General features: G+C 66.8%; 12 protein-coding genes. 1 reads left to right on the top strand and 11 read right to left on the bottom strand.

The annotated features are described in order from the left end of the window. Positions 1-59: 59 nt before the first annotated feature. The 4 genes from ACQPZQ_RS34320 to ACQPZQ_RS34305 all read right to left on the bottom strand — a co-directional run bounded on the left by ACQPZQ_RS34320 (position 60) and on the right by ACQPZQ_RS34305 (position 6,379). Positions 60-2,567, bottom strand: coding sequence for a GmrSD restriction endonuclease domain-containing protein (locus ACQPZQ_RS34320; protein WP_433287808.1), 2,508 nt, complete (start codon positions 2,565-2,567; stop codon positions 60-62). 160 nt (positions 2,568-2,727) lie between these two features. Continuing rightward, on the bottom strand, positions 2,728-3,525 hold the full coding sequence (locus ACQPZQ_RS34315) for a DUF4352 domain-containing protein (protein WP_433287806.1): 798 nt from the start codon (positions 3,523-3,525) through the stop codon (positions 2,728-2,730). Positions 3,526-3,578: 53 nt separating this feature from the next. Then, entirely contained in the window at positions 3,579-3,938 is a 360-nt protein-coding gene (locus tag ACQPZQ_RS34310) for a hypothetical protein (protein WP_433287804.1), read from the bottom strand. After that, positions 3,935-6,379, bottom strand: a complete 2,445-nt coding sequence (locus ACQPZQ_RS34305) for an AAA family ATPase (protein ID WP_433287802.1) — start codon at positions 6,377-6,379, stop codon at positions 3,935-3,937. The genes ACQPZQ_RS34310 and ACQPZQ_RS34305 overlap by 4 nt, the downstream gene beginning before the upstream one ends. Before the next feature lie 443 nt (positions 6,380-6,822). Here ACQPZQ_RS34305 and ACQPZQ_RS34300 point away from each other — a divergent pair, with 443 nt between their 5' ends. Further along, complete coding sequence (locus tag ACQPZQ_RS34300) at positions 6,823-8,472, top strand: N-6 DNA methylase (RefSeq protein ID WP_433287800.1); 1,650 nt, start codon at positions 6,823-6,825, stop codon at positions 8,470-8,472. Here ACQPZQ_RS34300 and ACQPZQ_RS34295 read toward each other — a convergent pair. From ACQPZQ_RS34295 to ACQPZQ_RS34265, 7 genes are all read right to left on the bottom strand, one after another. Further along, positions 8,429-10,603, bottom strand: a complete 2,175-nt coding sequence (locus tag ACQPZQ_RS34295) for a UvrD-helicase domain-containing protein (protein WP_433287799.1) — start codon at positions 10,601-10,603, stop codon at positions 8,429-8,431. The two genes, ACQPZQ_RS34300 and ACQPZQ_RS34295, sit on opposite strands and share 44 nt — an antisense overlap. A gap of 769 nt (positions 10,604-11,372) precedes the next feature. Then, positions 11,373-12,563 carry a DUF3322 domain-containing protein gene (locus ACQPZQ_RS34290; protein ID WP_433287797.1) on the bottom strand — a complete coding sequence of 397 codons (1,191 nt, stop codon included), beginning with the start codon at positions 12,561-12,563 and terminating at the stop codon, positions 11,373-11,375. A gap of 25 nt (positions 12,564-12,588) precedes the next feature. Further along, positions 12,589-16,029, bottom strand: a complete 3,441-nt coding sequence (locus ACQPZQ_RS34285; RefSeq protein WP_433287795.1) for an ATP-binding protein — start codon at positions 16,027-16,029, stop codon at positions 12,589-12,591. Further along, positions 16,022-16,807 carry a DUF4194 domain-containing protein gene (locus ACQPZQ_RS34280; protein ID WP_433287793.1) on the bottom strand — a complete coding sequence of 262 codons (786 nt, stop codon included), beginning with the start codon at positions 16,805-16,807 and terminating at the stop codon, positions 16,022-16,024. Before ACQPZQ_RS34280 ends, ACQPZQ_RS34285 begins: the two co-directional genes overlap by 8 nt. Next, positions 16,800-18,281 carry a DUF3375 family protein gene (locus tag ACQPZQ_RS34275; RefSeq protein WP_433287792.1) on the bottom strand — a complete coding sequence of 494 codons (1,482 nt, stop codon included), beginning with the start codon at positions 18,279-18,281 and terminating at the stop codon, positions 16,800-16,802. Before ACQPZQ_RS34275 ends, ACQPZQ_RS34280 begins: the two co-directional genes overlap by 8 nt. A 447-nt stretch (positions 18,282-18,728) precedes the next feature. After that, entirely contained in the window at positions 18,729-19,253 is a 525-nt protein-coding gene (locus ACQPZQ_RS34270) for a hypothetical protein (RefSeq protein ID WP_433287790.1), read from the bottom strand. A 232-nt stretch (positions 19,254-19,485) separates the two neighbouring features. Further along, positions 19,486-21,123: a DUF5677 domain-containing protein gene (locus ACQPZQ_RS34265; protein ID WP_433287789.1), complete on the bottom strand. Its 1,638-nt coding sequence runs from the start codon at positions 21,121-21,123 to the stop codon at positions 19,486-19,488. Positions 21,124-21,289 lie beyond the last annotated feature (166 nt).

The raw sequence follows: 21,289 nt of genomic DNA, 5'->3' as shown, positions 1-21,289 counted from the left end.
GATCCGCGAGTCCGACCTGCCAACACGTGAGGCGAGTCGGTTCGCTTGTCAGCTCCCTATCACTCGGCCTTCTGCGGTACCTGATTGAGGAACCATGCGTGAGCTTCGATCGCCGCTTTCAAAGCCTCGTCACCGACGAGCTGCGCCAGCGAGAACGATGGGCGAAGTTCCAGGCGGGACGGCGGGATGTCAACGCCGGGAATGCGGTTGATCCGCTGTCGGAACTCATCTCGAACCGCGGTGTCGTCGAACGGCGGCCGGTTCAGGAGGTGCTTGAAGACAACTTCGACGGTCCCCGATGTGGGCTTGACGGACCATGGCCAGTACTCCTCGCCGCTGCTCGCGCGTACAAGCGGGAAGCCGCTGACCTGCGCACCGCCGCCCCAGGCGAAGTAGCCGCCTCGCGACCGCCAGTCGTCGAGGAGCTGACGCACGGCCTCCTGTGAGGCAGAGGGTTGGTTGGCGGCAAGCTGCACCCAGAAGCGATGCTCGTCGCCGGCGTCCGCTTCCTCGGGGATGTCCACGCCTATCAAGGTGGCCAGATCGCCGGGCGAAAGTCGTTGCGACGCGTCCGCGCGGCCCCTGCCGTCGAAGCGGACGCCCTCCGCAGCCAGCGCGTCTTGCGCCGTCTCGGTGCGCCCTGGCTCAGTCCACTTGAACTCGGAGGAGATCGAACCGTCAGCGCGAAGAACCCGCCAGGCGTTGAGGACAGGGTTAGTGGCCAGGTAGTTGCCGAGAGGCTTGGGGTGGATCCCGGCAACTGCAGAGAGATTGCCGTAGGAAGTCCAGGTGCCTGCGGGGAGCGCTGCGCAGATACGGCGCACCAACTGCCACTGGTCTTGCGGCGCAGCTACACGTGTGCTCCGTGGGCCCGGCCACACCTGTGCCGCCCTTGCCGCGAGTGCGGCACTTCGGGCCTCAATCTGCTGGAGCCCCCAGCTGGGTTGCTCTGCGACTTCGCATGACATGGAGAACTTGCTCTTCGCGAGAAGTTCACGCTTCTCCGGAAAGGGCTTGTTGCTCAGGTCGGGGTTGTAGCCGGTGAGCGTGAGGTTGCCCAGGCGATGGACGATCCGCTGATGTAGGTCGGCCGGCGTTTCGCCGGGTTCCACGTCCGGCTCGAGGAGATCCAGCCATTCGGGGGTTGGCGTCTGGGGAAGGACGTGCTCGATCTGGACCTTGGTCTCGTCCCAGTCCACGAGCTCCTTGTGGCCGTAGCTTTCTTCGAGCCGGCGCAGAACGAAGAGCCGCTGGCTGCCCTTGCCCGTCCAGTAGAAGTTGAGCTGCGCGATGCTCTCAGTCAGCTGATCGTCGTCGGGCCAGTAGCGACGTGGCTGGGACAGGAAGTCGCGAAGCGCGTCGGCAGCATCGACGGCGTCGGCTATGGCGAGCGCGGCCTGGGCAAGAGCCCGGTTGATACCGGCGGCCGTGCGGCCACAGAGCATCCTGCGCACCAAGTACGACTCGAGGTACAGCAACGCTGACGTCGTCTCGCCTGGTGCGGAGCGACCGCCCTCACGGCGATCGAGAAGCACCATGAGAATGGGATTGACTGCCTCGGTGCCCCAGGCGGCGAGTCTGCTCAAACCTTGAGCGATCTCGCGATTGGCGGGCTCGTCGAGCGACGCCGGTCGGAGAATGGCATGGAGGTGCCGAGCCCGACGGGCGAGCTCGACGATCTCGGCCTCGACAGCCGCCTCGTCGTGGGCGATCTCGCGAAACCGCTTCTGCTGCCCTTGATAGGTGTCGCCACGGCGGAGCTCGGGCTGGCCGCGAAGCACAAGGTCGAGGTACGCGAGGGTTTCGATGTTGTCCGCCCCGAGGAGCTCCTGCATAGGCGCCCAGACCTTCTGGTAGACCTTCGCAGCACGGGTGGGTAGCAGCATGAACAGGTGGTTGCGCAGAAGATCGCCGAGGCTGAGCGACATCCCCGTGTTGTTGAGCGATTCGAAGATCCGGTGGACGTTGTCATCGCGCTCGGCGGTGATGGACACCAGGTCGAGCCGGTTGGCGATGGCCTGCTCGATGCGCCGGATGTCGTGTGGGTCGTCGGGGTCGTCCACCGCGACGAGCTGCTCCCGGAAGAAGCGATAGGCCGCCGCGATGTTGCCTCCGCTGGGCTTGTGGGTGTTTTCGATGCAGGCGGCGAACGCGGGGCGGTCGGTCTGGGTGGGTAACAGCTTCAGGTGGTCGTCACCGGACTGGTACTCGTTGACCAGCCACTGCCGGTGGACGCGGTCGGCATCTCTCGGGCTCTCGTTCCGGATGTGGTCGCGCAGCGCGGCGAACGCGAGCAACAGGGTGGTCAGGCGCTGCTGCCCATCGACGACGAGCCAGCGATTCACGCCCCCGGCGATCGTCCCCGGCGCCGGGGCGAGCACGAGCGAGCCAATGAAGTGGCCAGGGCTCGCTGTTCCGTCTCGAAGTGCGTCTGCCTGGGCGACGATGTCGCTCCAGAGACGATCGAGCTGCTCGCGCTTCCACGCATACGTGCGCTGGTACAGCGGAATCAGGTACTGCTTCTCGCCCTCAAGAATTGGCTTGAGGGTCATCTCCTTGGCCTGCACGTACTCGATCTCCTGCTTCGGGGAGGGGAAACGGTAGGTCGGGGGCGGAGGGCAGCCGGTGTCCGGTGCAGTCCGCACCCCGCGTGCCTCCCCGGCCTCCTGATCCACTGCTAGATCTGGCTCCGGTGGCCTGGCGTTACGTCCGGCTGGTCCGCCTTGCTCAGCCGGTGAGCGAGACGCGCACGCTGTCGGAGAACATCGAGTCGTTCAGCTCGATAGCGGCCGGTGCCACGCCCTTCGGAAGGTCGAACACGACCACGCCGTTCACGCTGTTGCCAGGGTTGATGTTGTTCAGGAACGACTCGCTGTCCGGCACGGACATCACCGCCGCGCCGCTGTCGGCGTCGAACTCGCGGCCCTGCGCGTCGATCAGCTTCTGAGTCGATCCATTGAACAGCTGCGCCTCGTCGCCGATGTTGGTGACCGTCACCCGTACGAGCGTGTACGCGCCCTGCGGCTCCGAGGCCAGAATTCCCTTGCCGAGCTGCTCGACTCCGGTCTCGACCTTCGTCACCACGAAGGCGAAGGAGCCGTCCCGCACCTCGTCGCCGATGCCGGCGGTGACGGTCTGGGCCGGCACCGGTCGGGCGGGGCCGATCCCATTGGCGGGTGCGGAGGCGGCGGTGGGCTGGCGTGCGCCGTCCGAGACAGCGGCGCCGAATGCCGAGGCGTAGACGATGCAGATCAGCAAACCGACCGCGGAGCAGACGATGCCTGCGATCGCGAGGCCCTTATTGGTCGCGCGGCCCTGTCGAGCACGGGAGATACCGACACCGGCGAGCACCAGCCCGAGAAGGACCATCGGCCACGCGATGATGCCGATCACCGGGATGAAGGAGAAGAGCAGGCCGAGTAAACCGACCACGAAACCGGCCGTGCCAAGGCCGTTCTGCGGGGCGGGAGCGGGCGGCGGGTAGCCGGGGCCGGGCTGGGGGTAGTGGGAGGCGTACTCGTTCATGACAATGCCTTTCGTTCAGGAGTGCCGTGTCTTGCTTCGTGCTTGCGGCGTGCTCAGACGTGGTTCGCGAGGTGGGTGCACAGCCGGCGCGCTTCGCGGAGCCAGCCGCGTACCTCCGCGGCAGTGGGAGCGAGTTCGTAGTGGTGGTGGTGAGCCGCGCGGCTCAACGTGTTCCAGAGCTCGGTGACGCGGTGCTGGGTGTCGCTGTCGACAACGACGCCGAGCGCGAGCAACTGGGAGCGCCTGCTGCGGGTCATTCCCGTTGGGGAGCGCCGTGCCCAGAGGGCGTCGAGCTCGTGCTCGATGGCCAGCCGGATGAGCCAGACGCCCCATCGCGGCCACGTTCCGCCGGGCGAGCGGCCCTCGAGCAGGTTGTCGGTCTGGTCCAGGCGGACCTGGGCGGCGACGTTCACCGCAGCACCCACTCCGCTAGAGCTCGCGTGTTGCTCACCAGCGCTGCGAGGTCCCCGGTGTAGGTCCGATGCGCGCCTTCCTTGCAGGCCTGCAGCGTGTCGCCGGCCCAGCGCCCGACGCGGTTGAGGCGGGGAAGCAGGTCGCCGCCGCGGTCCGGGTCGTCGAACACCGCCAAGGTCACCTTGTCGTGTGTCTTGCGTGCCTTCTCCAACCCACGTTCGACATCGGCGTGCGCATCGCCGCGACCGAGCCGGACCCTCCGTACCTTGGCGTGCGCGGCGGCCTCCAGCGCTCCGCGGCAGCAGTTGGCGACGATCTCCCGGCGCAGCACGTCGGGCATGTCGTCGTCCTTGATCACAGCGTCGGCGTCCGACAGGTAGCGCTCGATCGGATCGGAGTTGCTGACGACCTGGACCTGGGATCGCTCGCGGCGTTGCACCTCGTAGACGCGCGCCGGGTCGGGCAGCCGGCGGACCGCGTCGGCCAGCCGGTCGTCGTGGCTGAACACGACGACCTGCCGCGTCTTCGCGATTCCAGACAGGACGCGGGCGAGGCCGTCCACCTTCGCCGGGTCCATCGCCTGGACCGGGTCGTCAATCAAGAGGAAGCGGAACGGGCTCTCGTCCCGGGTGGCCCGGGGCAGGAACAGCGAGAGGCCCATCGCGTGTAGCTCGCCCTGGCTCATCACGCTCAGCGCGGCCGTGTCGGTACCGTCGACGGTCACGTCCAGGAGGACCTTGCGTTGGTTGCCGCTCCCAGCCAGCGTGATCCCGCCGAGATCGACGTTGCTCTCCTGCCGCAGCTGCCGCCAGATCTGCTGTGACTTAGCGGCGAAGGGCTTCATCCGCTCGTTGCTCAGGTTGGACGCGGCGGCCTTCAGCCACGTCTCCGCCTTCCGGAGATCGGCGATCTTCGTGCCCTCACCGGCGACCGTCACAGCGTCGTCGTGCCAGGCCCACAGGCGGGACGACACGGGCCTCCAGGTCTCGTCGAGTCGTGCGAGTTCGTCCTTCGCGGCGGCCTGCGTGGTCGCGAGGGCGGTGACGAGGTCTGCGTGTGCGAGGAACAGGGCCTCCGGCAGGTCCTTTGGATCGGTGCGGCCGGAGTTGTCCCACTCGGACCATGCGGCCAGCGCTGGGCCGGTGTCCACCCCGGCCGGAGCCCTCCGCAGGGCCGCGGGCACGGCAGTGACGAGCCGGCGCGCCGACTCGACGGCCTCGTGCTGCTCGTCCAAGGCAGCCCGTAGATTCGCCGCCTCGCCTCGCAACCGCTCGACCTCGGCGGTGGTCCGCTCGCGCCAGGCTGCGTCGAGAGCGCCGGTCTGACAGACGGGGCAGCGCTCGTCACCGTGTGCGGTGTGGTGGTCGAGCGCGGCCTGGAGCAAGGTCAGGACCGCGTTGGCCGATCCCGCGTCCGTCGTGCTCGCGGTGGCGAGGTGCCGCGTAGCGTCCCGAATCCGGTCGCCGGCGGCCGTTGCCTCGTCCGCGCTCGGAACCGTGATCGCTGCGAGGGCGCGCAGGACGCCGATCGCTTCCTCATCGGCGTCGTTGCCGAGGATCAGATCGCTGAGGGCGTCGAGATCCGGCTTCGTCGCCTCGAGCAGCTCCTCGGCGCGGCGGGCTCGCTCGTCGTTGACGGAGGCGAGCTCTGTGAGGAGGGCCTGCTTCGACTCCTTCAGAGCCTTGGCGCGGGCGTCGAGCGGAGTCCGCGCCGCCTTCAAGCGATCCCGCGCGTCATCGAGCAGACCGAGGCCGAGCAGGCTGTGAAGCATTTCGTGCAGCTCGGTCGGGCGCTTGTCGACCAGCGCACCGAGCTCTCCGTAGGACATGAACGGGCGGTAGAGCGTGATTCCTGGGAGCCATCCGCGGGCCATGGGCTCGCGCTTTTCCGGATACCGCTGGATGGTCCACGTGTCCTCGCGGAGGTCTTGTCCGTCGTCCCAGCTCATCCGGACCTTCGTCGGGCCGGTCTGGTCTGCGGCGACGAGCTCGACCTCGATCTCGGTCGGACCCTCCGCGTGGAGGTTCCGCCAGCCCTGGACCCAGACCGCTTTGTTGGTCTGCTTTCGGCTCCACCGTGAGTTGTCGCCGGTGAGCACGAGCTCGGCAGCCTCGGCGAAGCTGGACTTGCCCGAACCGTTACGGCCCGTGACCACCGTGAGGCCGGGGCCGGGCTGGAGATCGAGTGTGGCGGCGGGCCCAACTCCCCGGAATCCCTGAGCCCGGATCGAGCGCAGGTAGATCCCCTGCGGCCCGTCCGGTCGAGTCGGGCGGGTGCCGCCGCAGGCGGTCAGGAGGGGTGCGCCGCCCAGCACGGCGTGCACTGCCTCGTCGCTCTCGACGGCTGCGACGACGAGGTCAGCAGCACGTCCATTGAGTGTCGGATCGGCCACGACCTGTTCGAACAGCACCTCGTGCAACCCGGTGCTGGTGTCATCCATGTCATGCCCCTCTCGCCGATCCGACCCGTCAATAGGACCAGTATCTGTTAGCTCTGTCAACAGAGCAAATCTTGATGACTACGTCAACGGGCAGGGTTGCTGGCGCGACCACCACGGCAGCAGGGTCAGCGGGTGCTGCTGCGGGCGCCGGAGGTTGGCGTTGCAGTAGCTGGAATATCCGCACCTGGAGAGGTGGCGCTGACGGGTCCCGGTGGTCGAGTTGGCGCGTGTGGCTGCCGCGGCCCGCTGGATCTGGCGTGCGGGGTGCGGCTCGCCGTTGCGCCGCGTCTGGTGTGTCCGTGCTCCGGCGGCGACTGGGGCCTCGGCGGACGAGTCGATGCAGGGGTGTCGACGGGGGCGCCCGGTGCGAGGTCACCCGTCTTGTTGACGAGGTCAACGCGTTTCTCCATGCGGGCTGACCACATGACGTGTACGTTGGGCCGATGAGTGCCGATAGCCGCGCCACGGCCGACACCCTCATGACGGCTGTGGAGATCGCCAGACTTGCCGAGGTGACCCGAGCCGCTGTCTCCAACTGGCGCCGGCGGTACCCGGACTTTCCCGCGCCTGCCGGCGGCACGGACCGAAACCCGTTGTTCGCCCTTTCCGAGGTCGATGCTTGGCTCACCCGACATGACAAGAGGAATGAGCTCTCGTCGGAGGTGATGGTCTGGCAGGCGTTACGCGCTGAGTATGGCGATGACGTCATCCGCGGTCTTGCTGATGTCTCCGACCTGCTCATCACGGGCTCTTCCGATGAGCTTGATCCCGGTCTCCGGTCGCAATTCCTGGATCTGGCCAAGCAGAGCACCCCGGCCGGGGTGGTCGAGGGGCTCGCCGAACGCCTCCTCGGCTCACCGGGCCGGGCGGGCTCGGAGCAGATATCGACATATCAACTCGTTCGAGCAGTGCGCAATTTCGCTGGTTCAGTAGCAGGAACCGTGTTCGACCCCGCATGCGGGATCGGGTCCCTGCTCCTCGCGTTCCGGGACGATCCCGAGGTCACGCTGGCAGGGCAAGAGATCAGTTCGTCCGCGGCGCGGCTTGCGTCGGCCCGCGCGAAGCTGGCGGATCTGCATGACGTCACGACCAAGGTGGGCGACTCGCTGCGGAACGATCAATGGCCGGAGCTTCGTGCGGCGCTCGTGGTGTGCAACCCCCCCGTCAATGTGACCGACTGGGGTCGCGACGACCTCCTCCTCGACGCCCGTTGGGAGTTTGGCGTCCCGACCCGCGCGGAAGGCGAGCTGGCGTGGCTGCAGCACTGCTATAGCCACGTGGCGCCGGGTGGTCGGGCGATCGTGGTGATGCCGGCATCCGTCGCCTACCGGAAAGCGGGCCGCAGGATCCGGGCCGAGCTGGTACGGCGGGGTGTTCTCACGCAGGTCGTCGCGCTGCCTGCCGGTATGGCTGCGTCTCACCCGCAGGCCGTGCATCTGTGGCTTCTGGCCCGCCCGGCGGCCCTGGAGCCCATCGGCGGTGCGGTCCGGATGGTGGATCTGACGGGCAACGACGTGGAGGGGCCGTTCGAACCGGTCCCGAATCAAGTGGTGGACGTGCCGCTGATCGACCTGCTCGACGACGAGGTCGACCTGACTCCAGCACGCCACGTGAGTGCGTCCTCCACTGATCATCTGGCCGAATACACGGCGGTCTGCGAGGCCACGCTGAGCAGGCTCAAGGAGGTGCGGTGCCTGCTACCGCACCTCACCGCAGGTCCGGGGGCGCTCGACGGTGCCACGGTCCGAGTCGGCGAGCTGGCCCGAGCCGGACTCGTCGAGATCACCGACGAGTCCGTGGCCTCCACGAGCGACCAGCTCGACACCGACTATCTGCGGGGATTCCTGCGTAGCTCGGCGAACGTCAGGCGTGCTACCAGCGCCAGCGGTAGCTTCCGCACGGATGTCCGAGGCTCGCGTATTCCTCAGATGGGCATCAACGACCAGCGACGGTACGGTGCCGCGTTCCGCGCACTGGACGATTTGGAGCGGCATCTGGTGGACCTGGCAAAGCTGGGTGAGCGTGCGGTGTCGCTGGCGCGGGACGGCCTCACCCAAGGCGCCCTTCGACCCGACCGGGAGCATTTCGAGTAGGGGCAGGGAGGAACGGACTGGGCGTTCCACTCCAGGAGACGGCGAGGGCCTCACGAGCTCGTGTGCACGCGACGAACAGCAGGCAGCGCTCCTTGAGCATGTCGCTCTCGTGCTGTTGGCGGTCGACTTCCGCGGGCGTGATCTCCTTCGCGAACGGCACGGCGCGTGCGGTGACGCCGGTGACCGCGACACAACGGAACTCCAGGCCCTTCATGAGGTGCATGCTCGCCAGACGCACCCCGTCGACGTTCGGGCCGGGACGGTCCTTCACGCGCACCGCCGGGATGCCCCCGGCCGCGAGCCGGTCGTGCACCTTGTCGAGCAGGATGTTGAACCGGCTGCACACGGCGATCTCGCTGGGGAGGATGCCTTGGCCGACCCAGCCCTGCACGCGTTCGACGATTGCCGTGATCTCTGCGTGTTCGTTTGCGTGGCCCGAGGCGTGCGGCCGCGTCCCGTGCAGCAGCGAGCGGTAGCCGCTCAGGGTGTCGGGTCCGTTGCCGCCCAGCTCCTCGACGAGCGACCCGTCGAGAACCCCGGTCGACCACCCGAGGATCTCGGCGGTACTGCGGTAGTTGATGCGCAACCGGCTGCTGCGGCCCGTGACGGAGATACCGAGTGAGCGCAGCGACACCCGGGAGTCGTAGATCCGCTGGTGGGGGTCGCCGGTGATGAACAGGTCGTCCGAGCCCTCTACGACGGCGGTGCGCACCACCCGCCACTGGGCCGGATGCAGGTCCTGGGCTTCGTCGACGACGACGTGGTTGACGCGGTGCTCAGCGGCCCCCGCGCCGAGCAGTTCCGCCGCTCGCGCGCAGACCTGCAGGTGCGTCGTCCGTCCCGCGGCGCGCAGCTCGGCCGAGAAGTCCTCGACGGCCAGCCAGAGCTGTTCGCGCTGCCGCCCGCGCAACGCCGACCCTCGGCCGCGCCGCTCGACTCCCAGGTAGTTCTCCTTGTTGGTTAGCTGCTGGGCGAGGATGACGTGCCGGTACTCCTGCATCATGAACTGCTCGGGCCAGGGCAGGTTGTGCCGGCGGCAGACCCGCCGCCATAGCTGCAGCTCGTCGGTGTCGGTGATCGGGGACAGTGGGCGGCCGATCGCTTCGCGCACGACCCGGTTCGCGAACGCGTCGATGGTGGTGACCTGCACGCGGGCCAGCTGGTCCTCGTCGTCGAGCAGCAGCGCCAGGTTCTCACGCAGCATCCCGGCGAGCGCGGTCGTGAACGTGGTGAGCAGCACCCGGCTGTCGCGGGAGCGGGACAGCAGGTGCTTGACCCGGTGCAGGGCAACGACGGTCTTGCCGGTGCCCGGACCACCGCTCACCTGGGCCGGCCCGTGGTATGAGACCCGGTAGGCGACGCGGCGCTGCGACGGGTGCAGGAACACCCGCCACGCTGCGAACGGCTTGTCGAGGATGTCGGCGAGCTCGTCGGGGCTCGTGACGAGCGTGATCCGGGTCGTCGTGTTGAGGATGGCCATCTCGAGGCTGTCGCTGCCAGCGGAGTCGGCGGCTGCGGGCCGGCGCTCGGTCACGACGTCGCGGTAGACCTCCTCGGGCGAGAAGCCCTCGGCGAGGTACTGCAGCACCTCGAACTGGTCCTCCGGCAGTAGGCTCGCGAATGCCTCCAGCTGGGCCTTGTCACTGATCGCCCGGGCGGCGCGCAACACCTGGTCGTCGACGCCGAGGTCGCGCAGCACGGTGTCGGAGAAGGAGGCGAACAGCAGCGACGACGCGTGCGCCGCGGCCTCCTCCAGCGGGGGCGTGAGCTGTTCGATCGCGACGACGTTGCGCACCTCCAGCCCGCGAGTGGCCGTGTTGACGGTGTAGAGCCGCTTGGCTGCGAAGTCGTAGGCGTCGTCGTGGGGCACGACCCGGATAAGCAGGAAGACGTCGCTTCCGTCGTCGGGGGCGAGGACGACCCCGCGCCAGAAGTCGGTGATGCGGATGGTCCGCATCCGTGCGTCACGCGCCTTGTCCACCGACTCCAGGTGCAGGCCCTTGTCCGCGTACAGCTCGGCGATCGAGAGCTGCTGAAACTTCGCCATCGCCTTCCGCACGCCGGCCTTGACCGGCTTCTCCAGCAGGTCGTAGTTCTCCCAGAAGCTGTGGGCGAAGGCGAGTTGGGGCATGGATCACATCATTCCTGCGAACGATGGGCCATGGCGATCCGGATCGATATGCGCAGCGGCCGTCACTGTGACCGGATGGTCCAGGTGCGCCGCTTACTGGTCGGCGCTGGGCCACGTGCGATGGGCGCATCGGTTGTCGAAGGAGCGGTGAGTGCACGCTGATCATGCTGTGGCCCCGCGGGCTACAGCGGCATGCGCTCGAACCTGGTATAGGGCGGCGTAGCCGCGGAAGCGGTGCGGGTAGATCTCCGCGCCGTCGGCCGGCCGGTTGGCGATCAAGTCTCCTTGGGAGTATCGACTATGCGATCGGGATTCGGTGGGCGGATGTCGGTGTGTTCAGGCAGGTCCTTACCTGAACCTCCCATCCAAGTTGTGCCGCACACCGGGCACTCTACCCACCAATCCTCCCATCCATCCTTGAAGATCAAGTCGCCGTCTTTTCCGGCTCCCGGGCACACCGACATCGGCCGTCACCTCTCTGCAGTCGCTGTGCGGACCGCTGCGACCAGCTCTGGTCCGAGTAGGAGAACTGCCGTCGCAGTGCGGCCGCCCCCAAAGCGGATCCAAAATACATCTATCGTCCCAGGCGATCTCGCTCACTCTGTGGCGCTGGTCCGCTGCGCAGGTGGCGGGTCTGCTCGGCACGGCGCCGGGCGGCGGCGAGGTAGCCAGAGTGCTTCGCATCCGTGTAGGTGGCCTACGTTATGGACGGGGCGGAGCTCTCGAACCCCGGACACGGGCGCCGCGGGTGAGGTTGCCGTTGAGAGGTTCACGGTCCCCACGCGGCGGTCAGCACCGCGTGAGCGTGCTCCCAGGAGATCCGCTCCTGCTCGAGCAACAGGCCGGTGTCGTGGCGGGCGGCGTGCATGAGAAGACGCTCATAGAGCTCACGTTCGCCCGGAGTCAGGTGCGGGAGGTCCTGGCGTACGGACACGGCACCTTTCTCCGCGAGATGCCGGAACCGGTCGAGAGTATCGATGTCCATGAGGATCGTGGTGGCGTTGACGCCGAGACCGCGAAGATCGTTGACGAACGAGAGACCGGGGAGGTCGATGTCACCCCAGTAGATCACCTTTGACGCGGCGCGCACCCAGTCGATCCGGGCGTAGTGGGCGACGCTGAACCCCAACCCGTGCAGGACGACCGTGCCGGTGTGGTCGTCGGTGATGGCGTACCCGGTTTCCTTGTTCTCCAGGATGACGACGATGTCCGGTGTCCGGGGCCAGGCATTGAGATCATCGACGCCCGCGGCGAAGTGACGCATGCCCGCGACCTGGGCGCGCAGCACGGGGTCGAGAACTGCGACCTGAATGAGGTCGGGCGGGACCCGAAGCCCGAGACGTCGATGCAGTTGGATCCGCTGGGACCCCGTCCTGTCCGCGCCCGTGTCGTCGTCGACGACGGTGGTGGTGTCCCCCAGCAGCGCCAGCAGCAGAGCGGCGTGTCTGCCCAGCCATTTCGTTCCGATGCCCTCGATGGGCAGTTGACGCAGCAGCATCCCTGATGTCGGGTTGTCGATGACCCACTGCGTGGTGGAGACCAGGCGCCGGTAGTCCTGCTCGAGCAGGTCGGTGACCTTGCGGATGATGCGGTCAAACCGTGCCCGGGGGAAGGTGCGCTGCAGTTCGGTCAACCGCGCGCCGCACCGCTGCCATGTCGCCTGCGTTTCCGGGTCGGCGGCGGCGACCTGACCTGGGGTGACAAGGATCAGCCGCCGTGGCAGGCGGTGCACACCAGTGGGGAACCGGACGTTGGCGGACTCCAGCGTTCCTGGACTGTTGGCGGTACGCCAACGATTCGTCCACACGTGACAGGCAACCGGGTCCTCAGACCGTTCCTGGGTCGTCGGCGGGCACAGATTGATACGCAGGGGCCAGCTGCCGCGGCCGCGTGCCCAGTCCGGGTAGTCCTCCTCGAACCGCCGACGAAGGTACTCGGCGATTTCGTCAGGGGTGCGCATCCTTGAAGCCCTTCCGTCTCGCCGGTCATGCGCTCGCGGGCGTGTTCTCGGTGTCGTAGTCGCCGCGCCGGCGTGCGGTCAGTTCGCCGAACGTGGCGGTGTGCACGGTGGAGCGGGCCTCGGTCGCGTTGACGTGCTTGTCCACCAGGACGGCCTGCCCGATGTACGGCTCGACGATCCCGGACATGCGGATCGGCGCCGCCATGATCAGCTGGAACCCGAACTCCTCGAACGCGGCGAGCGCCTGTTGTGCGTACTTCTCGTCGGATTTGCTGAACGCCTCGTCCAGCATCAGCGGCGCGAACGTGGGGCGGCCGTCGGAGTCGGGGGCGGCGAGGTTGTAGCTCAGCGCCGCCGCCAGGCAGAACGCCACCAGCTTCTCCTGCTCCCCGCCGGAGTTCACCGCGGTGTTGCGGTAGGTCTTCGTGGTCTCCCCGTCGGTGTTCTCCTCACGGCCATAGAAGGTGTAGGTGTTGCGGACGTCGAGGACCTGGGTGCGCCACCGGACGGCGTCGGCGGCGGTGTCGGTGAAGCGCCTCATCAACTCCTGAACCCGCCGGAACTGCGCCAGCAGAACAGCGGGGTCCCGGCTCTCCTTCGTCCCGGTTCCTGGAGCGTGGCGCAGCACCGCGTCGACCGCGGCGCGGAACTCCTTCACCTCGACCGATTCGTGGGCGGTGATGACGATCTGCAGGTGGGCTCCCTCGTCGAACTCCACCCGCCGCAACCCGGCGTTCACCATTTTGATGCGCGCCCGGATCTCCTCGGCGGCGTTCACGATCGACCGGTGCAGAAAGCTGATCGACGGGACCATGTCTCCGCTGATCATCCGTTCGAGCTTGTCCATCGCCGCCGGCAGGTTCCGCTCGACGATCTCGGCATACAGCCGCGCGAAGTCCCCACCGCTGCGCTCGACGTCACCGCTGGTGTCCGGCGCGGCATCGGGCCATTGCTCGATGAATCCCGCGATCGCGGTCTGCAGGTTCGACCGAGCGTGGTGGCGAGTGCCCTCGGCGCTGTCGCGGCAGTGCTGGAGCTCCTTACGGAAGTTGTGGCGGAGATGGAGCATCGTGTCGACCGTCACCGGTGCTGTGTCGGGACCCGTGACCGCTGCCAGGACCTCGTCGAGGTAGGCGCGGTCGTCGGCGTCGTCGATGGTGTGCGGCTTGGGTTCCTCCTGGTCGAAGTCCTCGATCAGCTTCGTCTGCCGGTTGTTGCGGCGCGTCAGGTCGCGGTCCAGGTCGGCCTTCTTCCCGACCAGTTCCGTCCAGTAGGCTTCGGCGGCGTCGCGGCGGGTTTCGAGGTCGGCCAGGTTCACGTCGTTGGCCTTGAGGTCGGCGATCCGGCGGATGATGTCCTCTGCCGCCGATGCAGTGGACCAGTGATCGAGGTCACGCCAGCGGGTGTAGCCCGCGAGCTTCTGCGCGGCGTCGCGGCGGCCGGTCGCGTCGGTGATCGCGGACTCGAGCCGCTTCGCCGCGGCGTCGGCCTCGTGGGCGGCGCGTTCGAGTTCGGCGACCTCTACCGTCAGCGCGTCGCATTTGACCGCGATGTTCCCGCCGAGGATGTAAGCCGAGGGCAGCGACACTTCCGGTCGGTCGTCCTTGCGGTAGTGACGTCCGGGCATCTTGACGGTGCCGCGGACGGTCACCGCCAACGGATGGTCGGCCAGGTCCGCCGCGGACTCGACGCAGTGGTGGTTGAAGCGTGCCGCGAGCTGGGTCGCCAGCCATGGCCCGGCGGGGTGGTCGGTGTTGACGATCAGCTTCGCGGCCAGCGTCCCGGGCGCGGGAGGGGCCGGGACCGCCGCCGCGGCTGGCACGACGCTGTACTCGACGACGCTTTTCATGTCGTTCTCGTCGATGAACCGCTTGACCGCGTCCTGGTGGTGCTCGGGGACCAGCAGCCGCAACCCGAAGTTGCGCAGCACCTTCTCCGCCGCCGGGCGCCACCGCTGCTCATTCTTGGCGACGTCGATCAACTCTGCCGCGTACACGATGTCCTCGGCGGGGACGTTCGCGCCCGCCGCGATCAGATCGCGCCGCTCTACCCGATGCTGGGGAATCAGGTTCCGAGCGGTACGCAACGCCTCCAGTTCGTGGGACTTCTCCCGAAAGACGCGGTGCGCCGCGCTCGACGCGGAGAATACGTCGTGGCGGCGCGGCATTGCCTTGTCCAGCACCGCCTGTGCCTGCCCGGCGATGTCGGCGGCCTGCTCGGCGAGCCCGGTGAACGACTCCTTGTTCTGCGGCACCGGTTGTCCGATAGCGCGGACCAGTTCGCCGTACATACCATGGGCCTGAAGGCGAGCTCGGGCTTCGGCCTGCTGGACCCCCAGATCACCCTCCAGGGCGCTCAGCGCTGCACCTTCCCGGTTGAACTGGTCCCGGAGCGACAGAAACGTCGCCCGAGCGTCCGAGCACTCTTCGTCAAGGCGGCCGGACTCGGCGTCGAGCCGGGCGATCTCGCGGTCGATGTCGTCGAGCTCGGTCTCGATCGCGCGCAGCTCGACACCGCGCAGGTAACGCTCCATCGACGCGCCCAGCATGTCCTGGGCCCGGGAGTGTGCCTCGGTCGACGAGCAGAAAGTGTGCCAGTTCCCAGGGACCTCCCGCAGCGCCTTGGCCTGGGTGTGGGCGCGCTGGGCGGCCTTATAGGCGTCGTTGAGCGGGGTGAACGCGTCCAGCATCTTCTGGGCGTCCTCGAACGTGGCCGGGCGATCGAGCATGTTGTCGCGGATGAACAGGTTCAAATCGCCGACGTTCTTCATCGCCTTGGCCTTGCCCAACAGCGGCAACGCCGACTTCGCCGTACCAATCCCCACCCGTTTGCTCAGCTCCCGCAGGTAGGCGCCTTGGCCGTCGTAGTGGGTGTTCGGGTAGGTCTTTTTGAACCACGACAGGTCGAACCCGCGGGCCGCCCATTCCTCCATGACAGAGAGGTCGAACTCGCCGCGGTGCAGCTGGTGCATCGTCTTCAGCGACGCGCTGTCGGTTTCGGTGCCGGGGAACCACTTGACCACGACCGCGGTGGTCGTGGAGCCGAGCCCGTCGCTGTAGGTCGCCGCGACCGCCGACCACGTCGGTTTCCCTGCCCGCAGATGCCGCACCCGTGACTGTTCGCGCTCGTCGTTGGTTTCCGACCACGCTCCGCGCACGTAGTCCGCGACAGTCCGGGAGGCTTGTTTTGATCCTCGGGCTGTGAGATCGGCCGAGGCGTTGAACCGCTGGTCGTACGCCGACAGCAGCACGATCGAGTGTGCGTCGAGCAGGGAGGATTTCCCCGACCCCGACGGGCCGGTGAACAACACCCCCCGCTCGTCGAGCTTCAGATCGCGGTAGCCGGTGAAGGTGCCCCAGTTGATGATCTGCAGGCGGGTGATCCGGAACTGGCCTCGATGAACCGACCGCCCGACCGGCTGAGGTGGGTCGGCGGCCGTATCGGGCACCGGGTGAATCTCAGGCATTCTCGTCCGTGTCCTCCCCGTCGGCCGGGTCGCGGTCGTCCTCGGACACCGCCGCCAGCGTGTTGCCCCCGCGGGCGATCGCCCGGTACTGCCGTTGCAGCGCTTCTACCCGGTCCGCGGTGAGGATCGAGGTGATCACGCCGTAGATGAGGTAACGGTCGGTACCCGGGATGGGCTTCACGATCGCCGCCTTCTCCAGCGCGGCAATCGCGGCAGCGATCTTGTCCCGGAACGCCTTCTCGTCGGTGTCCTCGGCGCGCTTGTAGGCCATCATGTGATCGCCCATGTCCCCGGTCGCGACGACCGGCTCCTCCGGCGTGGTCAGGTACTGCTGGTACAGAAACAGCGCCAACGCGCTCGCCGCGAGGCTGAGCTTCTTGGCCCGTAGGATGATCCGGGCATGTGGGCTGGGATCCTCGGCCTGGCGGGTGAACGCGTACCGATGCTCGTGGTTGACCTCCAGGATCAGCCCCAGCTCGGACAACCGACTACGCAGAACATCGCCGTGCTGTAGAAGCACCGGCCAGTACGTGCGGTCCCTCTCGCTGATGTGCGGGGCGGCCAGCAACGCCTGCAGCGTCCAGCACACCTCCGCGGGAAGCCTGCTCGTGTCACCGTCGAATCGCGGTTCTCGGCTGTCCGCGCCGACGCGGGTGCCGACGGCTGTGGCGTCGTCCTGGTCGAACACGTTGGCGGGGTCGAGGGTGACCGCGGGAGGGTCGGCGTTGGGAAACAACGCGTCGTCGAAGACCTCGGCAAACGTCGAGCCGTCACCCATCAGAAACCTCCATGAGAGTGTTTTGCGACCCCAGCGCCCGCGAGTCGTCGGGGTCGGTGCGGACCAGCGCGAGCGGGTTGGCGATCGGCTCGCCGAACAGCAGATACGGCAGCGTGATCTCCCGGACGCCGCGAGCGGTGTGAGCCACCACCGTGGTCTGCGCGGTCGTGTCAAGCTGCCCGTGCTGGGATGCCAACGACCACACCCCAACCACGTCGCCGACGCGCGGACGGTCAAGTTCGCCCAGAACGTTGTGCAGATCGGCGTGACCGCCATGGCGTTCCATCGCTGTATTGATCGCAGCCCGCAACACAGCCCAGTCGATTGACTCCCGCCCCACCAACGCGGCCAGGTCCAGCGGCGGATCTGGTGTGGTGACCAGCGGGTCGGGCGTGCCCGCCCGTCCCTCGTCCAGCCGCAGCCGCCCGACCGAGTTGGTGTCCACCCCGCTCATCGGCACGGTGAACCCGATGTCACGCCCGCCATGGGTGTGACGAAACGCCTCCACCGCTGCGGCCTGCGCTTCGTTGATCCGGCTGCGCATGCTGCGGTAATGCCGCACGTCCCCACCTCGGACGAAAGTGTGAATGCGGCGGAACGCAACCCGGCGAATCCCCTCGACCTCCTGGACACGGTTCCACATGGCCCCGACGAACCCGGTGAGCGTCTCGGCCAGCTCCCTCGGGAGGCGATCCACCAACTCCACGATCTCGGCGACGTCGGACTCCAGCTGATTGCACTGCGACGGCGTCGAGACAAACGTCGCGAACGCGCGGAACGCCAACCCCTCCGGGGACTCACTGATCACGTCGTGACCGTCGAACATCCGCTGCAACGAGTCGGCGAACTCGGCCGGGTCATCGGCGAAACTCCGCCGGACCAGCTCCACGGTGTTGGCTTGCATCCGCTCGCCGTACCGGGCGATATCCCCAGGCATCCGGTCGATCAACTGCACCAACGCCGACACCTTGTCGACCAGCACCCCTTGATCGACCTGCGGCGGTTCCTCACCGTCGAGGGCGTCCCGCAGCGCCTCCAGCGCGGCGATCTGCTCGGTCAGCGCCGCCCGGCGGGTCTCGATATCGGGGTTGGCCTCCATCGCGATCTGGCGGATCTCGGCCATCACCATCGCCAGCGCCGACTCCGTCGCCGTGCTCGACCGCCGCCGCAGATGCCGAACCTGCCGGATCGCCTGCTCCGCACCCGAGGTCAACTGATACCGCTCGATCCGGCTGTCCGGATCGACCGTGCGATACACCCAGCCCCGTTTCGTCCACCGCGTCACCAGCGTGTCGCCGTCGTGAACGGCCAGCAGCGCCTCGTCCTCGCCCGAGGTGAAACTACGGCGCAGCCGGGGGAGGTCCTCGTCGATCCGGGCTGTGAGGGTCTCTCCATCGACGACCCGGCCGTCGCCCAGATGCGCGGCCATCAGCGCCAGATGCGGCAACGCGTCCGGCGACCGCAGCAACGACATCGTCACATCGGCGCCAGCGCTGCCGCGGAACTCATGTAGCAGCCGTTCAGCATCCGGATCTGCCAACCGAGGCCTCCTACGGTCTTGCATGGCTTCGCTGGCCCGTCAGAGTACGTGCGACCTCTGACACAATCCGGCTGTTGCGTCACCCTGCTCTGCAGGCCAGCCGCCACCGAGAAACCGGAACCGTCGGCGTCGCCCATCGGCAGACCACAGGCAAGGCACCGCATGGTCACGCTCGCCCATGCACCGCTGCGCATGGGGGTCCGCCGCGTTGGCGCTGAAGGCAGCAGGCGCGCGAGCGGTCACGGTGCTCTGCCTGGCCCGCTGGCTGAGCACGTCGTTCAGCGCCGAGCACGAGCAACTGATCAAGACGGCGACAGATCCCTATGACGCCTTGTCGTGCCCTCTCGCCGGCAGCGTCTGCCCGAAGGCAGACCGCACGTGTTAAGACGGCATAAAAACGAAGACGGCGCGTACGGCCTCAAGTGGGTTTCCTGGGATCCAGAAGGCGTAGGATGCCTCGTAGTCTGTGGCAATGCGAGGGTCGTCTGCAGGTAACCGTGACAGCCATAACGATTCGCCATTCGAATATGGTACGGCAGTCGGGTAGACCTTGCCAATTTCAGCGAGTTCGACCGGCGGAGTATCGGCCGGAATCATCTGCCAACTGGGCTTGACCTTTCGCGAGTCGAGCGCCAGCACAACCTTCGGGAAGTCGCCGTATTCCCACGCCTTGTCGAAGTCGTCGGACGCATAGATCACGGAGTTTGTCGGCACGACGTCGACGCCGGTTTGCAAGACTGTCTGCAGCCGATCGGACGAAACTCCACGGAACATGGCGCCGGCCAGTTCCGGCCAGGTACGCCACAAGTCGGTCCGACTGAACGGCGGGCGGCGGCGATGCGCATCGACGTCGATCGTTGTTGCCCATACGGACACGGCTGCCCCGGGGATCTGGAGGAACTCCACGAGCGCACCTTACGGTACGCCCGGATTGGAGTTGCCTCGCCATGGGCATCCGTCGCCTGAAACGGAAGCCAGTCGGAAAGGTGTCTGTAGGTACGGGTAATGCTGGAGATGGCGGGTCAGGCGCGCTGCGTTCCAGCCCGTCAGATGACGTGGACTGACCGTTCGTGCTCGGGCCCGTACGAGACGGGGTCAAGCACGGCGAGTTCGACGCCTGACGTTTCCGCATCGGGCCCTACTGAGTCGAAGTATCGGTGTCACCGTCGGTTTTGAGCCACGAGAATGCCCTTTTAATCGCAATCTCATCGGTGCTCAAGTGCTGTAGGCTTATCCTGATAAGGGTGTAGAGCTGATCCACCCATGAGCTTGCAAGTCTGACATTTCCGCCCGAACTTAGGGATAGGCTTGGGATTCGGTGTCCTCCGTGGAGTATATTCATGCACTGCTCCATAGCATGGGTCTCAACGGACCACCACTCGGAATGCGCCACGCCACTCGCCATATAGTACGCCTGTCGATAAAGATCGATGAGGCCGCACTCTTCGGCCATCGCTCGGATGGACTTTCCTTCGGCAAAGGAGTCGCGGGTATCGACAATTCGGTGGTCTAGTACCTGGTCGTTGTGGCTCAACCTTTCAAGCTCCTTGACTGCCTCAACAAAGTCGGGCCTTCTCGCCTCCTCGGGAAGCTCGTCCATGATTCGGGCATACAGCTTTGCCTTTCCGGCACCGTACTCCTGGAAGATGTGGTAGATCGACCGGTCCTGGCGAGCCATCCACTCTAGATATATTCGGATCTCCACCAATATCCGTGTGATGTGGGAGCCGTGCTCCATGCACCAAAGGTCTGGAGAACCTAGCGCTGTGATTACGTCGCGACCAGCTCGAGCGACTAGCCCTGAGTGAACCTCCTGCACTTCACGGTCGTAGAGCCGGGCGGGTGCCGTCTCGAGTGCCTCCACATAGCTTGACAGAAGGTCCATCGCCAGTCGTCGGAGATGTGCGCCCTCCTCCGGAGCAACAGCGGGTGCGGGCGCGTTGTCACGCTCGGCGTCCGTTGGGGTCTTGGCGTTGGGGTCGTCGTGCTCGAGATCGTCTGCTTCGGCCGCGCGGCGCCTTATGCAGCGTGATGTCATCGAGTTTGCCCCCCAGAAAATCTTGGCCCACTTGACCGCGTCCACGAAGTGGTCTTCGTCCTCATTGAGCAGTAATGTTTTGCGGGCTCCCCACATCGCGCGCACCACGGAGTCGGCCTGATTGCGTGTCTTCGGATCGTTCGGATACTGCCTCAGCAGGTTAACCGTCTCGGCACTTGAAGTGAACGTTCCTGCTTGCACATTGCTCCAAATGTGGAGGCACTTGATCACAGCCTCGCGGTGCCCATCCTTGAGAAGGCCCAGCAACGCGCGGGTGAGCAAGTCGATCTCATCCTGGCCTGGCGGTGTAATCTCGCGATCCGCCAGCCACTCGGCTGGTCGAGATGGGTAAGACGCAAGAGCTCTTGCGATCGGTTCCGGCAGAAGTCCGCCTTCAGTGGCGTGGGTCGTGACGACAGCCCTCGCCTGTGGAACCTCTGCGCTGAGCCGATCCAGGCCAGTGAGCCTACCGTCTAGGCACTCTGCAATGAAGCGAGGCTCGGCCTCGCCAGAAAGGGAATCTTGAACGGCCTTCTGCCAGTGAATGAACCGCACGGCACCTGCAGTTCCGAACTCCGACAGTGCGAGTATCGGCCAGATCAGGTCCGGCAAGTCGTCCCGAAACCAGTCGCCGACGATGAGCGCGCCCGTCGCGGCGAGCGGCGACCGATAGACTCGTCCTTTTCGAACGTGATCGAAGAGCGGCCCGGAGTTCTGATTCGGCTTCGGAAGCGACACGCGGGGAACCTATCACAGGGCCAAGGGCCAATGACCACGAAGGAGGGTTTGACCTGACCGGGCTCTTTGAGGGTGGCTCTGCTTACGGGCGCCACGCGTATGGCGCCCCGGTGTCGACAGCAAGTACTTCCCGACTCTGCGGCCGTAGGACCCTGGCGCTGGAATA

The organism is Pseudonocardia sp. CA-142604 (assembly GCF_050948475.1).
GTDB lineage: Bacteria > Actinomycetota > Actinomycetes > Mycobacteriales > Pseudonocardiaceae > Pseudonocardia > Pseudonocardia alaniniphila.
This window is presented reverse-complemented; position numbering and strand designations above follow the sequence as displayed.

Bases quoted from the DNA above. Each gene is read 5' to 3' on its own strand.
- ACQPZQ_RS34275 (WP_433287792.1), bottom strand. From the start codon at position 18,281: ATGTCGTTGCTGCGGTCGCCGGACGCGTTGCCGCATCTGGCGCTGATG.
- ACQPZQ_RS34280 (WP_433287793.1), bottom strand. From the start codon at position 16,807: ATGGGTGACGGCTCGACGTTTGCCGAGGTCTTCGACGACGCGTTGTTT.
- ACQPZQ_RS34285 (WP_433287795.1), bottom strand. From the start codon at position 16,029: ATGCCTGAGATTCACCCGGTGCCCGATACGGCCGCCGACCCACCTCAG.
- ACQPZQ_RS34295 (WP_433287799.1), bottom strand. From the start codon at position 10,603: ATGCCCCAACTCGCCTTCGCCCACAGCTTCTGGGAGAACTACGACCTG.
- ACQPZQ_RS34290 (WP_433287797.1), bottom strand. From the start codon at position 12,563: ATGCGCACCCCTGACGAAATCGCCGAGTACCTTCGTCGGCGGTTCGAG.
- ACQPZQ_RS34300 (WP_433287800.1), top strand. From the start codon at position 6,823: ATGAGTGCCGATAGCCGCGCCACGGCCGACACCCTCATGACGGCTGTG.
- ACQPZQ_RS34315 (WP_433287806.1), bottom strand. From the start codon at position 3,525: ATGAACGAGTACGCCTCCCACTACCCCCAGCCCGGCCCCGGCTACCCG.
- ACQPZQ_RS34305 (WP_433287802.1), bottom strand. From the start codon at position 6,379: ATGGATGACACCAGCACCGGGTTGCACGAGGTGCTGTTCGAACAGGTC.